The following is a 14,135-nucleotide window of genomic DNA, read 5'->3' on the forward strand; positions in this document are numbered from 1 at the left end:
ATAAAAGGAGATTCACAATATGAACAACATGCATGGAGGTGATATCTATTCATACCAGAATATCACCGATTTTTCGACTAATATTAATCCCTTGGGAATTCCTAAGGCTGTGAAGGATGCAGTCATAGATTCATTAGCGATCTGTAACCAATATCCAGACGTAAGGCATCTATCACTTAGAAAGTCATTATCTGAGAAGGATAATATCGACATTCCTAATATTATATGTGGTAACGGCGCTGCTGATCTGATTTTTTCACTATGCCTTGCCTTAAAACCAAAGAAAGCTCTTCTTCTTGCTCCTACCTTTTCCGAATATGAACAAGCCCTTCATGCAGTGGATTGTTCCATAATCTACTATAAATTATTAGAAGAGAACCAATTTGAACTACAAACTAACTTTCTAGATAATTTAACGAATGATTTAGATATTGTATTTCTATGCAACCCCAATAATCCAACAGGTCATGTAATAAAAGTACCATTTTTGAATGAAATTCTGTCCTTATGTGAGAAAAAGAACATTTTCCTTGTGATAGACGAATGTTTTAACGACTTCTTAGATAACCCATCAGTGTATACCATAAAGGACTGTGTTAGCAAGCACTCCCATCTTTTTGTATTAAAAGCTTTTACAAAGCTCTACGCTATCCCAGGTTTAAGATTAGGATATGGTTATTGCAGCAATACTAAGCTCCTGGACAGAATGCATCAAGTATCCCAACCTTGGAGTGTATCTATTCCAGCACTAGCTGCAGGTGTTGCAGCGTTAAAAGAAGACGAGTACGTAACTCGAACGAGAGCACTCATAAGAGAAGAGCGAGAGTATCTGACTCGTGAACTTCCTCAGTATGGTCTCTCTTTATTTGAATCGAAAGCAAACTATATCTTCTTTAAAGGTCCTTCAAACTTCTATGAAAATATGTTATCAGAAGGATACCTCATTCGTGATTGTAGTAACTATCCTGGCTTAAGCAAAGGTTATTACCGCATTGCTGTCAAATCTCATCCTGAAAATGTACAACTACTAGAGAAAGTGAGAAAACTATGGCGAAATCAATAATGATACAAGGCACCATGTCAAACGCAGGAAAAAGCCTTCTTGTTGCCGGATTATGTCGTATCTTTACACAAGATGGCTATCTGGTTGCTCCCTTTAAATCACAAAATATGGCTCTAAATTCTTTTATCACTGAAGAAGGCCTTGAAATGGGTAGGGCTCAGGTTATGCAGGCAGAAGCTTGTGGTATCAAGCCAAGCGTATTAATGAACCCCATTTTATTAAAACCAAATAGTGATACAGGAACTCAAGTCATTGTAAACGGCGAAGTAAGAGGTAATGTAAAAGCAATTGATTACTATAAATATAAAAAGGAACTCATTCCTGATATTAAGAAAGCCTACTCAAGGCTCGATCGTGATTATGATATTATTGTCATCGAGGGTGCTGGAAGCCCCGCAGAGATCAATCTTAAGAACGATGATATTGTAAATATGGGAATGGCTAAAATGGTAGACGCGCCTGTTCTTCTCGTTGGTGATATTGACCGAGGCGGTGTATTTGCACAAATTGTTGGTACCATTCTTCTCTTGGAGGAAGAAGAACAAAATCGAATCAAAGGAATTCTAATTAATAAGTTTCGTGGTGACAGGAGTATCTTAGAACCAGGCCTAGATATGCTTACAGATCGAATACACATACCAACCCTAGGTGTTGTTCCTTACATGCATCTTGATATTGATGATGAAGACAGCTTAACAGAGCGTTTTACGAAAAATACTACGACTTGCCTTGTAGATATTGCAGTTATTCAGTTACCAAGAATCTCTAACTTTACAGATTTCCATCCATTTGAATGCATGGAAGAAGTGTCACTTCGTTATGTTAAGAGTGTATCCGAACTTAAGAATCCCGACATGATTATACTTCCTGGAACGAAGAATACAATGGAAGATCTTCTATGGCTACGTGAATCTGGATTAGAAACTGCAATTATTAAAGCTTCTTCAAACGGCACGACCCTCTTTGGTGTATGTGGTGGTTATCAGATGCTAGGGCAAAGCCTTAGTGATCCATATGAAATAGAACACGGAGGAACCATTCGAGGTATCGGCCTATTACCAATTGATACTGTTTTTGAGAAAAATAAAACAAGAACTAGAGTGTCTGGATGCTTTTCTACACTAGAGGGACCGCTTAAAGATCTTTCTAATCTATCCTTTGAGGGCTATGAGATTCATATGGGAATTAGTACTTTAATCGAAGGTGGTAAAATTCTTACTACGCTTCACAGTGATCCTGATCTTCCTTTAGAAAAACTGGATAGCAGTAATCCTAAATGCAAGATAGATGGGGCCTATCAAAATAATGTTTATGGAACTTATGTCCATGGACTCTTTGATGATGGTAATGTTCTGCATACCATCGTAAAGTCTCTTGCAAAACAAAAGGGAATCGATACCCTAGAGCTTAAAACGTTTGATTTGCAAGAGTACAAAGAAAGCCAATATGATTTATTGGCTGATACTCTTAGAAATAGTATTGACTTACAAAAAATATATGAAATTATGGGACTATAGAATGTTCTATCAATTAGAATTATCGTATCAAATTAGTAAAACTTGAAAGGCAATAGAAATTAAAAATAAAGCGTTTCACACCCTTAATTTGTACGTCGCCAAAGGCGACAGATGGGAGCTAATATGAAAAGACTTATACACATCTACTGTGGAGATGGAAAAGGGAAAACAACCACAGCAATTGGTCTTAGTATTCGTGCCGCTGGAAGTGGCATGAAAGTACTATTCGTACAATTTTTAAAAGACCAAAGTTCAAGTGAATTAAATATTCTATCACAGATAGCGAATATTGATCTCTTCCCTTGTGAAGAAACATTCGGATTTATCTGGAACTTAACAGAAGAAGAAAAAGAGTCTGCAAAAGATTTTTATTCGAATTACCTTAAATCAGCTCTTCATAAAGTAGAGACTGAGCATTATGATATGCTAGTACTGGATGAGCTAATGGCTACTTATCAATATAATTTCATTGATAGAGATGACTTTGTCACTTTCTTAAAAAATAAGCCAGAGTCTCTTGAAGTTATCATGACTGGTAGAAATCCCTCCCCAGAATTATTAGACTTAGCGGATTACGTATCTGATATTACCAAGGTAAAGCATCCATTTGATGAAGGAATACCTGCAAGACTTGGCATTGAGCTATAACTTTTCCGATTCAAATTATGGTTTAACTACTAAGTAATACTCTATCATACTATAGGATATACTTTACTCAAGGAAAACCCATTTTGGAAGTAATTACTAAAATGGGTTTCTTTAATAAATTATTACAAAATAACTCAACTCTCTAGAATAATTCGCAAGGTGTTATTTTTCGAATTCTTACTGCAACCAAAGCTGTAATAACAATAGAGAATACTGATATTCCAAAAAATGTCCCAAATAATAATAACGGATTAATAATCATATGACACTTTACAATTCCAGAGGTAGAAAGCATTAACGCAACCAATGGATTAATTAGAAATCTAGCCATAACTGCTCCTATTAGTGCACCTATGAAGCAGGTCGGACAAAAGCTCACTACTACTTGTGCTATCAACTGTCTTGTTGTATAGCCAATGGCTTTAGCAGCACCCAAACGTACTCTCTCTTTTAATAATCGAATTTTTATAAATAGATACAAGATGAGTGCAATAATACTTAATGTAATAATGGTACAGACTAAGCACAGAATTGCCAATGCCTTTTGCATAGGCGCTAGCGTTGTATCAATTATTTTCTCAACGTTATCTATGGATATATTTTTGTCTTTATAATGATTCTTAATCTCTTTTGATACTGCCTTTGTATACTTACTACTATCTAGGTAAACATATATTTGACTAGGTTTATAAGATGTATCAAGTCTCCTCATACCTTCCTCAGTAATCATTGCACATTTACCAAGATAACTAATCTGTTGCGTTACACCAACCACTAGAAATTCTACTGCTTTTTCTCCATTCTTTACATGAATAACATCTCCAATCTTTGCATGTAGACGTTTAAGAATTAAGTTCGTAGCTGCAATCTCATTATCATGTTTTGGATATCTTCCTTTAATGACGGTATTAATAGAAAGCTTATTATAATCATTACATACCTTGAATAAAGTGGTAATCTCTTTCTTTTTAGCAACTACAGTCATATTTTTTTCGTATAATTGTACTGTTTTCTTAACATGCTTCATCTGTTTAATATCAGCAAATATATTAGAAGCGTCCTTATCCTCTACCACTACTGATAACTGTGCTTTTTCCATACCAACCAACTGCAAGAATGCCGTCGTATCAATATTAAAATTATAGTTTGCAGCAAATGAGAAGATGCAAACAAAACTCATTAACAATACTACTATAATAATTGTGATATTTTGTTTTGTGTGATAGAAAAATGATTTTAACCCTAACAATATATTATAATTTACTGGAGTTCTATCTAGTGGAAAATAGCTTTTCTTAAAGTTGTGAGATTCAATTCCATTTCTAAGAGCAATAATTGGTGTAATCATTTTTATTTTTCTTGATGTGAAGTAAGATACCGATGATACCAATGCTAATATGAGTACCAAGCTAACCAACGCCGCTAGTAGATTCATGCTACTTTTCCATTCTAACCCTATAGAGGAAGAGACAATATTTTTTACAATTCCTGAAGAAAATGACGCCATTATCATTCCAATTAAATATCCAAATATACTAATAATACTAAATTGCAACACTATTGCCATAATTAATTGATATGGTCGATAACCCATTGCTTGCATTGACCCAATATTCTTTATATTACTTTCAATATGACTGACTATAGTAAATCGCATAACCGTCAATACAATAACTATTATAATAATGGAAAATACAATAAGAATCGCCATTATAATAGATAAAAATAAGCACAGCCCTATTTTCATAGTAGCATAATCAAGTGTAAGAAGATCTGCCTTCTTATTACTCTGTTGTGCATTAAAATGTTTAATAAAAGTAGTATCGAATTGATCCGTCTTCGTTCCACGCTCTAATTTTGCCTTAATAAAAGTTATCTTTTGTTTTTGCTCACTCATCAAAGAGTTAAATTCCTTATCAAATACATAACATTTATAAAAAGTGATATTCGTTGGTGTAGCAAAGATAATATCTTCTGCAAATCCATAGATAACATAGTTTTTTGTTTTGTTTCCAATACCGATTTCTATTGTATCACCAGTATGATACCCATTTGCGACTTTTAAAAAATAAGGTACAATAATCGAATTCTCTAATTTTTTATTGCCTTTATCTATAATTTTTAACTTTGATAGATTTTCTTTCTTATCAGCATTTAATATGGCATATCCTGTACTCTGTTTTTTTTCATCATTTGTAACATTTCTTATATCACCAGAACTTGTTAGTACTACATCTTCTAATTCTGAGTATTGATACCCTTTTAACTCTTTTAATGTATTTACTGCAGCATCTTTATATTCACTAGGAAGGCCAACTACATAATCTGCACCATTTAATTCCTTATTCTTATCATCCACAAACGTGTTAATATCAAGTAAAATGCTAACCGCAGTATATAATAATATTGTAGCAATTAAAATGAGGATCATTAGCATTACAGATATTCCCTTGTTTTTTCTTATATTGCTTTTTGCAATCATCAATATCTTCATTTTTATACCTACCTTTACCAACCCATTTCTTCAAGGAACCTTCTTAATTTCTTATGACGCTCCTCATCACCTTTTTCATATTGACCTAGATTACATTCATCTATGATGACACCATCTTTTAGATATAGAATACGATTTGCTCTCCTTGCTGTCTTTATATCATGTGTTACCATAACAATGCTCTGACCTTCTCTATTAATCTTTGTTAGCACTTCTAATACATTTACTGCATTCGTTGAATTCAGTGCTCCTGTTGGTTCATCGGCAAAAACTATTTCTGGTGAATTGATAATTGCTCTTACAATTGCGACTCTTTGTGCTTCTCCACCTGACAATTGTGATGGGAATTTATCATAACTAGTCTCATCAAGTCCTACCGATTGTAATAATTCCTTTGCCTTACTTGTAATCTGTTTACGATCTTTACTCACTAATAGCCCACCCATTAAAATATTATCAAGGACATTCATCGTATCATTCAGATACATTTGTTGGAATACAAATCCACAGTGCTTTCTTCGAAAGATTGCTAATCGATCATTATTATATCCACTGATTTCTTCGTCCTTAAAATATATACTTCCAACGGTTGGTTTATCCATTCCTGACAATGCATACAAAAGAGTTGATTTACCAGATCCTGAACTTCCCATGATTACAGTAAAATCGCCTTTGTATATTTGAATATTCATATTTTTCAGTACATGTTGTAACACACTTCCATTTGAATAAGATTTGCATAAATTCTTAACTTCTAATATTGATTCCATTTTAATACCTATTACCCTTCCATTTATGATGTTCGATTCATGACAAATAGCTTAAATAAAAATAAGACTATACGTTTTCCATCAACGTTATAGTCTTATTATAGCTTTCATTTCTTAAACTGTCTTTTTCTAATCTTTATATAATTCTTATCTAATTCTTAATTAAGGAATTGTTTAGGGTGATTTTGTTAAATTGAGTTAAGGTTAATCATACCTTTTTCACATGGAGTATAACTACAAATCCATTTTCTACATAACACTCAATGCTACCGCCCATTCCCTCTATGAACTGCTTTGCAAGGTAGAGACCTAACCCAGCCCCCGAACTACCATCAACATTTTTTCCACGATAGTATTTATGAAAGACAAGCGGTATTTCTTCTTCCACTGCCCGATTACCATAATCCTCAACTTTTATAACAATCGCATCTTCAATCTCTTCAAAACTTACATCAATATCTGTTCCAGCATATTTATAGGAATTATTAATAATATTATCAATTACTTGATTCATTCTAAGTCTATCACAATATATCAGGCATCCTGGCACTTCATTCTTAAAATAAATCTTTCCATAATGGTTAATATCCATGAACATCGGTTTAATAATAGTACTAAGTTCTTCCTTTGGTTCTATTTTCAGTGCCTCGAGTTCTTCTAAGGTAGCATGGAATAGGTTATTTATTAATTTTTCGATTACTTCTGCTTTTTGATTAATGGTACCAATCTTGGTGAGTGCATCTTCTTCTTTCAATTTTATCTCAAGAATCTCACACAAAGCCTTTATTGTAGCAACGGGTGTTTTAATATCATGAGAAAGTGATGCTACTAATTCTTTTTTGCTTTTATTTGCCTCGAATTCTGCCTTTCTTGATTTCTTTAGTTCCTCTCTCATCCTGTCAAAACTCTCAGTGAATGCTCCAAAATAATTCTCTTTTTCCATCTTAAGTGGAATATCCAGATTACCCTGGGATATATTCATTGCAAAATTTCTTAATTTCCTAAATGGTCTTAGCATTCTTACATACAGATAAGAGGTAATAATATAGATGATAATGAGGACAAAGAGAATCATTCCTCCAATTATGATTTTCAGATTTTGTTTTAACTGTACAAAAGAATCTGAGTTGGCTGGAATTATTATTTTACCAATCAACTGATTTCCTTTTTCATAATCAAGTACAACATTTCCCTTTTGAATTGCATGACTCAATTCATTCCTGTATTCAGATTCACTTTTTAATATGAATCTACAGGAATATTTTTTTTCTAAACTTTTATAAGAAATTGAATTTTTACTCATATCTTCTTCAATTCTCTTCTGGATATCATTCACTTTAATAATATCACTAGCATGATATTCTAATGAATCAATATATTTTATCAGAAATAAGAACGTTAGTAATAAGCTTAGACTTGTAATCAAAATTATAGTTTTTAACTTCATAATTCTAATATATATCCAATGCCCCAGATTGTTTTTATATATTTAGGCTCATTTGGATCCTCTTCAATTTTTTCACGAATCTTTCGAATATGAACATTCAATGTTCCGTCGCTAAAGAATTTATCTCCCCATACATTTGAGAATAATTCTTCCTTCGTTACGACTCTATTTCTATGGTGGAAGAGATACAAAAATAAGTTGAATTCTTTATTTTTTAGTTGTACTTCTCTTTCCTTTACGTAGATTTTCCTAGCATCTTCGTCTATTGCAATATCCTTAATTGTCTTTAACTGATTATTTGCCTGCTTCGTGGCATTATTATCTCTTTCCTCTAGACGTTTTAACATAACTTTCACTTTCGCAAGTAAAATGCTAAGCGAATATGGCTTTTTTATGTAATCATCGCCACCGATATTTAGGGCAATTAAAATATCATCATCACTTTGCCTTGCACTTATAAAAAGGATTGGAAGATTGGATTCCTCTCTAATCTTTTTACATAGAATGAATCCACTTTCCTCCTTAAGATTAATATCAAGCAACAATATTTGAACTTCATTATCTTTTAAAAAGGATAAACATTCTTCCGAATTGGTGACATACGCAGAATGGATACCAAACATCTCAAAATATTCGCAAGTAGCGGATGCAAGATCAATTTCATCATCCACCACTAAACACTGATATTTTGCTACGGTTTCACTTTCCATTTTTATTTACTCCCTACTTTTTAATCTTGCTCGTTTCTCTTATGTTTAAAGAGTTCTGCTTTTTTGTTCCTTTATATATGGTTCGCGCTTAATTTCTTATTTTCAATTACTAAGGATATACAAAAGATAATTTCTATTACGATCATCACTGCTGCTAAGATATAAGAATCATAGCTACATCCAATAAATAAGGCTATTACTGTAACAATACCAGACAGTACCATATAAGATTTGGACTGATATAACCACCCAAATGGCATTAAATGTGCACCAAATATCATTGCAATTACCATTAACATCTTATCTGGAACTGCCTGATATACCCACATTGCGATAATCAGATACAAAAATTGATTCACAGAAAATAAAATTCCTAAATTGGTTAACGGATTCTCCTTATTTTGAAAATCAACCTTTATTATCTTTGAAATTAAAAATGCTATTGGTACTAAGATAGCTGTAATACAAAACGTATAAAAATTCTTGGTTAGTGCATCTAGATTACTTACATGTACACCAAATACAGCACTCCATAATACTACAGAAGCCAAAATAAAATGTAAGCCTTTCTTCTGCTTTATAGCGCAATCTAATCGCAGCTCATCTAACACCTTTTTTCCTTGTTCAAAATTCATATAACACTTCCTCCCTTTTATTCACACTCGCTTTTGCGAGCTAATATACTATTTTACAATATATTCTTTTATAACATTTTGATTCAAATCTTTTACTTGGAACACCCCATTCTCATAGATCATATAACTATTTACATTCTCCTCTTTTGGTAAGGATACAGATCCCGGATTAATATAAGTATAATTCTCTCTATCAACCATTGCCTGTACATGGGTATGCCCATGAATTAAGATATCCTTTTTCTTAAGAGGTGGTAATTGACCTTCATGAAATAGATGCCCATGCGTAATAAATAGCATTCTGTTATCTAGAAACATTGTCATGTAATCAGCCATGATTGGAAATTCTAACACCATTTGATCAACTTCTGCATCGCAGTTACCCCTGACACATAATAGTTCTTCCTTTATCTCATTCAACATCCCAATAACAGCTTTCGGATTATATTCTTTTGGTAGATCATTTCTTGGACCATGGTATAGCAAATCTCCTAGAAGAATTAACTTCTCTGCCTTCTCTATCCTGTAACATTCAATCATCTGCTTACAATAAAAGGCTGAACCATGAATATCTGATGCAAACATTAATTTCATAATTGATTCCTTTCTAGCGTCATAATTACTTAATTCGTATCCTATCCACATTTCATAGCAAATAATAAGAAAATATCCACAAAACAATTTACTTATCCACTTATTTTCGTACTCAAATCAATAAAGTAAATACTTTGTAAACGCCTATTGTTACTAATTGATACCATCGTATCATCCCATTTGATATCTGTCAATTTATTCATAATAATTGATATTTGTTGCAGTTTAGTATTCTAATTTAACTATAACTTAAATTTATTTTTCATATTTAGTTGACAAATAAATAAAATTGACATATTATGAACATATGAACAACAATTCATATGTTCATATGTTATTTAATCAATAATATCAAAATATCAAAATATACTTAAGAATATAAGTAGGAGGTTACTAGAATGGATAAAGAAAAATTAAAAACAGATTCAATTGATATCTGTGAAATAAATTGTATTCATGATGATACCATTTCAAAGGTGCGTGAATTGATGCCACCAGAAGAAGTGCTATATGATTTGGCGGAACTATTTAAAGTATTTGGAGATACTACAAGAACTAAGATTCTCTGTGCTTTGTTTGAGTCTGAGATGTGTGTATGCGATATAGCAACTTTACTGTCTATGACGCAATCTGCAATCTCCCATCAACTAAGAGTATTAAAGTCAGCAAAACTTGTAAAGTCACGTAAAGACGGCAAAGTAGTTTACTATTCACTTGATGATAATCATATCAAGCATATCTTTGACCAAGGTTTAGCTCATATACAAGAATAAAAATATATCTTTGAAAGGAAGCGAAATTATGGCAAATAATAGTCAGAAGATCTACATACTTGAGAATCTTGGATGTGCAAATTGTGCCTCTAAAATGGAGACAAAGATTAATAACTTTGACGAGATTGAGCTCGCTACTATTAATTTTGTAAAAAAGCAGTTAATTCTTGAGTTAAAAGACCCTACACAGAACAATGTAAGTACAGAATTATATGAGAAACTAAAAAAAGCAGTTACCTCCATTGAGAGTAATGTCATTCTACGACCTTTGGATGCTTCGAATACAGTTTCTAACACTAAGACAGAGTATACCTTGACTGAATCAAGTGAATGTAAAGATTCTTGTTGCGATGGTTCGATTCATAATCATTCACATGATCATTCCCTTAGTCATTCTCACGATCATTCACATAAAGGTGGTGATTCCGATGACAAAAAGTCCGCCCTACTTCATCTATTTCGATTAATTCTAGGTTTTGGTATCGCTATTGGATCAATCACTCTTTCTATTCCTAACCCCGTTGGAATTATAATTATTTTACTCGGTTTTCTTATCTTAGGTTATGATGTTCTCTTGGAATCTTTTCATGGCCTCAGAAATAAAGAACTCTTTGATGAAAATTTTCTTATGCTAATTGCAGCCGTTGGTGCATTCTTCATTGGAGATTATGCAGAAGGTATCTCCGTTATGTTCTTATTCCAGATTGGTGAATTTCTTCAAGACCTAGCAGTTGATAAGTCAAGAAAGCAGTTAGAATCTGTATTGAGTATAAAACCTGAGTATGCCAATATTCAAACAGAAGATGGAATACAAACGATAGCTCCAGAAAAAGTATCTATTGGAGATATTATTATTGTAAAACCAAGTGAAAAAGTACCATTAGATGGAGTTGTTATAGAGGGTTCCTCCTTTGTAGATACCTCTTCCTTAACTGGTGAAAGTGTTCCTCGAAAAGTATCCACTGGTGAGGATATCCTAAGTGGATGCATAAATGGTAATGGAACATTATTCATCAAAGTTACTGAAACTTATTCTAATTCAACTGTTGCAAAAGTACTTGATCTGGTGGAAAATGCTAGTAATAAAAAATCAAAAACAGAAAACTTTATTACCAAATTCGCTAGAATCTACACTCCAATTGTTGTACTATTTGCAGCTCTTTTAGCAGTACTTCCACCAATTATTACTGGAAGTTATGATTTTAGTACTTGGATATATCGAGCTTGTGGTTTCCTAGTTGTATCCTGTCCTTGCGCCCTTGTAATCTCAATCCCACTCGGTTTCTTTGGTGGAATCGGTAATGCTTCCAAAAATGGTATTCTTGTAAAGGGTAGCAATTACTTAGAGGCACTCCACTCTGTTGGAGTTGCTGTATTTGATAAAACAGGAACTTTAACTAAAGGAATATTCTCGGTAAGTGAGATTAATACCGTAGATGGATTTGACAAAGACAAATTACTTGAAATAGCTGCTTTAGTTGAAAGTTACTCAAATCACCCAATCGCAAAATCAATTACTAATGCATATCCTGCTGCACTCAATACCTCCTTGGTATCAGATTATGAAGAGATTTCTGGTCATGGTGTTAAGGCAATCATAAATAATATGTCTCCAAATAACACCGCAGAAAGCGTGTACATTGGTAACACAAAATTATTAGACAAATTCCAGATTCCTTATCCACCAACTGTAGAAGAAAAATTAGGAACTATCTGTTATATTGCTATAGGAGACAAATACGTAGGCAATATTGTTATATCCGATGACATCAAAGATGATTCTAAGAAGGCAATAAGGGCATTGAAAGAAATGGGAGTAAAGACTGTTATGTTAACAGGAGATCTTACTTCTACTGCCAAATTAGTCGCAAAAGACTTAGGTATTGATACTGTGTATTCAGAATTATTACCAGGAGATAAGGTAGCTAAAGTAGAAGAATTGTTAGAACAGAGTGAACAAGGTAAAAATGTTATATTTGTTGGTGATGGTATGAATGATGCTCCCGTGCTTGCAAGAGCTGATATTGGTATTGCAATGGGTGGCGTTGGCTCAGATGCAGCAATTGAGGCTTCTGATATTGTTATTATGACAGATGAACCCTCTAAGATTGCAAAAGGAATCCAGATTGCAAAGTTTACGAAGAAAATAGTTACTCAAAATATTTTCTTAGCTTTGGGGTTAAAACTTCTTGTTATGCTTTTACTTGCCATAGGATATGGCTCCATGTGGCTAGCTGTTTTTGCTGATGGAGGAGTTGCTTTAATAGCAATCTTTAATTCTCTTCGCGCATTAAAATATAACGTAAATCGATAGTCAAAATGCCTTTATAGAAGATAGGATTCTATAAAGGCATTTGTTTTTCTATTTATCTAGACTTTTCATTATACTATACTTATAAATTATGAAGAGCAGTACATTAATTACCACTTTATCTGTTATTTTTTAGTGCTTCTTCAATATATAATAGCGCTTGGACAATAAATCTTGGATGATCAAATGCAATTCCATCCGTCTTTACTACTTGATAGTCCTTCTCTTTTAATAGACCGCATTTGTTCTCAGTCATAGTTACCGTAGCATTTAACTGTAGTTCTTTTTCTTCACTTATAAGTTTAAGCTCATACGTATGTTGTAATCTAGCCTTGCCATTCTCTTCGATTTCATCATTTCCAAGGTAATTAAGACTTACATCTGCCCATGTGACATCACTGGCATCGTCTCCAGCTTTTGCTTGCAAGTCCTCATCCACTAATGCCAAATAAGAAACGGTAACAATTCTAGCTCTAGGGTCTCTATCATATTCTCCCCATGCATATACTTGTTCAATCGGAATATTCTTTAGATTTGTTTCTTCTTCTAATTCCCTTTTTGCAGCCATTGATACATCTTCTCTAATATTTACAAATCCACCTGGTAGTGCCCAATATCCAATACATGGATGATCCTTTCTCTTTACCATTAGTAACTTAAGCCCTGTAGTTACGCTTTGAAGATCTTTCTTATGTTGAAACACTAAGATATCCGCTGTTACACTTGGGTTCTCATATTTCGTTGTATCATATTCCTCCAAAAAACTATCCAAATCTTGTCCTTTTGGATTTTTAGAATGATCTCCATAAAATGTTTCATAATTTTTTAAAAATGCTGGCATTCGTTTTCCCTCTTTCTGTATTTACTCATTTCTTTCTAATGTGTTTATCTACCAAATAAGACCTATTTTACCACGGCCTGGATTTCAAACATATAGTAAATGATACCCTATATCTATTATACTTTATATAAGACTATTATAAAATACTATAATCTTCATCTTTAGGTAAATAACTCATTCAACTTATCCTCATAAAATCCTATTTTGCATTCGTTTTCAATCGTGCTATAATATTCTCTATAAGAATTCGTATACTAAGTTAGTATATGTTTTTAACAATAAATGAATTATAATGAACTATTCTGAACTAACAAGTTTCACAATCCATTACT

Annotated in this window: 12 protein-coding genes; 5 read left to right on the forward strand and 7 right to left on the reverse strand. The window is 33.0% G+C overall.

The features are described from left to right. Positions 1-19: 19 nt before the first annotated feature. From bsdtb5_RS21335 to bsdtb5_RS21345, 3 genes are all read left to right on the forward strand, one after another. Positions 20-1,063, forward strand: coding sequence for a pyridoxal phosphate-dependent aminotransferase (locus bsdtb5_RS21335; protein WP_271713961.1), 1,044 nt, complete (start codon positions 20-22; stop codon positions 1,061-1,063). Beyond that, positions 1,048-2,580 carry a cobyric acid synthase gene (locus bsdtb5_RS21340; RefSeq protein WP_271713962.1) on the forward strand — a complete coding sequence of 511 codons (1,533 nt, stop codon included), beginning with the start codon at positions 1,048-1,050 and terminating at the stop codon, positions 2,578-2,580. The genes bsdtb5_RS21335 and bsdtb5_RS21340 overlap by 16 nt, the downstream gene beginning before the upstream one ends. 123 nt (positions 2,581-2,703) lie before the next feature. Continuing rightward, a complete protein-coding gene (locus bsdtb5_RS21345; RefSeq protein ID WP_271713963.1) occupies positions 2,704-3,228 on the forward strand; it encodes a cob(I)yrinic acid a,c-diamide adenosyltransferase in 525 nt (174 codons plus the stop codon). A gap of 142 nt (positions 3,229-3,370) precedes the next feature. On the opposite strand, the gene bsdtb5_RS21350 is transcribed toward bsdtb5_RS21345, so the two are convergent. The 6 genes from bsdtb5_RS21350 to yfcE form a co-directional block, all read right to left on the reverse strand. Then, the gene (locus tag bsdtb5_RS21350; protein WP_271713964.1) at positions 3,371-5,722 is read right to left on the reverse strand and encodes an ABC transporter permease; all 2,352 of its coding nucleotides are present in this window, start codon (positions 5,720-5,722) and stop codon (positions 3,371-3,373) included. Between the two features lie 14 nt (positions 5,723-5,736). Continuing rightward, on the reverse strand, positions 5,737-6,492 hold the full coding sequence (locus tag bsdtb5_RS21355) for an ABC transporter ATP-binding protein (protein WP_271713965.1): 756 nt from the start codon (positions 6,490-6,492) through the stop codon (positions 5,737-5,739). A 208-nt stretch (positions 6,493-6,700) separates the two neighbouring features. Next, complete coding sequence (locus tag bsdtb5_RS21360; RefSeq protein WP_271713966.1) at positions 6,701-7,939, reverse strand: sensor histidine kinase; 1,239 nt, start codon at positions 7,937-7,939, stop codon at positions 6,701-6,703. Beyond that, positions 7,936-8,649 carry a response regulator transcription factor gene (locus bsdtb5_RS21365; RefSeq protein WP_271713967.1) on the reverse strand — a complete coding sequence of 238 codons (714 nt, stop codon included), beginning with the start codon at positions 8,647-8,649 and terminating at the stop codon, positions 7,936-7,938. The genes bsdtb5_RS21360 and bsdtb5_RS21365 overlap by 4 nt, the downstream gene beginning before the upstream one ends. 71 nt (positions 8,650-8,720) lie before the next feature. Then, complete coding sequence (locus bsdtb5_RS21370; protein WP_271713968.1) at positions 8,721-9,284, reverse strand: DUF7010 family protein; 564 nt, start codon at positions 9,282-9,284, stop codon at positions 8,721-8,723. Between the two features lie 48 nt (positions 9,285-9,332). Next, positions 9,333-9,878 (reverse strand): phosphodiesterase, encoded by a 546-nt coding sequence (yfcE, locus tag bsdtb5_RS21375; RefSeq protein ID WP_271713969.1) that lies wholly within the window; start codon positions 9,876-9,878, stop codon positions 9,333-9,335. Positions 9,879-10,276: 398 nt separating this feature from the next. On the opposite strand from yfcE, the gene bsdtb5_RS21380 reads away from it, so the two are divergent. Then, entirely contained in the window at positions 10,277-10,651 is a 375-nt protein-coding gene (locus bsdtb5_RS21380; RefSeq protein WP_271713970.1) for an ArsR/SmtB family transcription factor, read from the forward strand. 28 nt (positions 10,652-10,679) lie between these two features. Then, positions 10,680-12,965 carry a heavy metal translocating P-type ATPase gene (locus tag bsdtb5_RS21385; RefSeq protein WP_271713971.1) on the forward strand — a complete coding sequence of 762 codons (2,286 nt, stop codon included), beginning with the start codon at positions 10,680-10,682 and terminating at the stop codon, positions 12,963-12,965. A gap of 115 nt (positions 12,966-13,080) precedes the next feature. Here the strand turns inward: bsdtb5_RS21385 and bsdtb5_RS21390 are convergent, their stop codons facing one another. Then, entirely contained in the window at positions 13,081-13,803 is a 723-nt protein-coding gene (locus tag bsdtb5_RS21390) for an NUDIX hydrolase (RefSeq protein WP_271713972.1), read from the reverse strand. Between the last annotated feature and the right edge of the window lie 332 nt (positions 13,804-14,135).

The organism is Anaeromicropila herbilytica (assembly GCF_016591975.1).
GTDB classification, from domain to species: Bacteria; Bacillota; Clostridia; order Lachnospirales; family Lachnospiraceae; genus Anaeromicropila; species Anaeromicropila herbilytica.

Bases quoted from the DNA above. Each gene is read 5' to 3' on its own strand.
- bsdtb5_RS21365 (WP_271713967.1), bottom strand. From the start codon at position 8,649: ATGGAAAGTGAAACCGTAGCAAAATATCAGTGTTTAGTGGTGGATGAT.
- bsdtb5_RS21350 (WP_271713964.1), bottom strand. From the start codon at position 5,722: ATGAAGATATTGATGATTGCAAAAAGCAATATAAGAAAAAACAAGGGA.
- bsdtb5_RS21385 (WP_271713971.1), top strand. From the start codon at position 10,680: ATGGCAAATAATAGTCAGAAGATCTACATACTTGAGAATCTTGGATGT.
- bsdtb5_RS21340 (WP_271713962.1), top strand. From the start codon at position 1,048: ATGGCGAAATCAATAATGATACAAGGCACCATGTCAAACGCAGGAAAA.
- bsdtb5_RS21360 (WP_271713966.1), bottom strand. From the start codon at position 7,939: ATGAAGTTAAAAACTATAATTTTGATTACAAGTCTAAGCTTATTACTA.
- yfcE (WP_271713969.1), bottom strand. From the start codon at position 9,878: ATGAAATTAATGTTTGCATCAGATATTCATGGTTCAGCCTTTTATTGT.
- bsdtb5_RS21355 (WP_271713965.1), bottom strand. From the start codon at position 6,492: ATGGAATCAATATTAGAAGTTAAGAATTTATGCAAATCTTATTCAAAT.
- bsdtb5_RS21370 (WP_271713968.1), bottom strand. From the start codon at position 9,284: ATGAATTTTGAACAAGGAAAAAAGGTGTTAGATGAGCTGCGATTAGAT.
- bsdtb5_RS21380 (WP_271713970.1), top strand. From the start codon at position 10,277: ATGGATAAAGAAAAATTAAAAACAGATTCAATTGATATCTGTGAAATA.
- bsdtb5_RS21335 (WP_271713961.1), top strand. From the start codon at position 20: ATGAACAACATGCATGGAGGTGATATCTATTCATACCAGAATATCACC.
- bsdtb5_RS21390 (WP_271713972.1), bottom strand. From the start codon at position 13,803: ATGCCAGCATTTTTAAAAAATTATGAAACATTTTATGGAGATCATTCT.
- bsdtb5_RS21345 (WP_271713963.1), top strand. From the start codon at position 2,704: ATGAAAAGACTTATACACATCTACTGTGGAGATGGAAAAGGGAAAACA.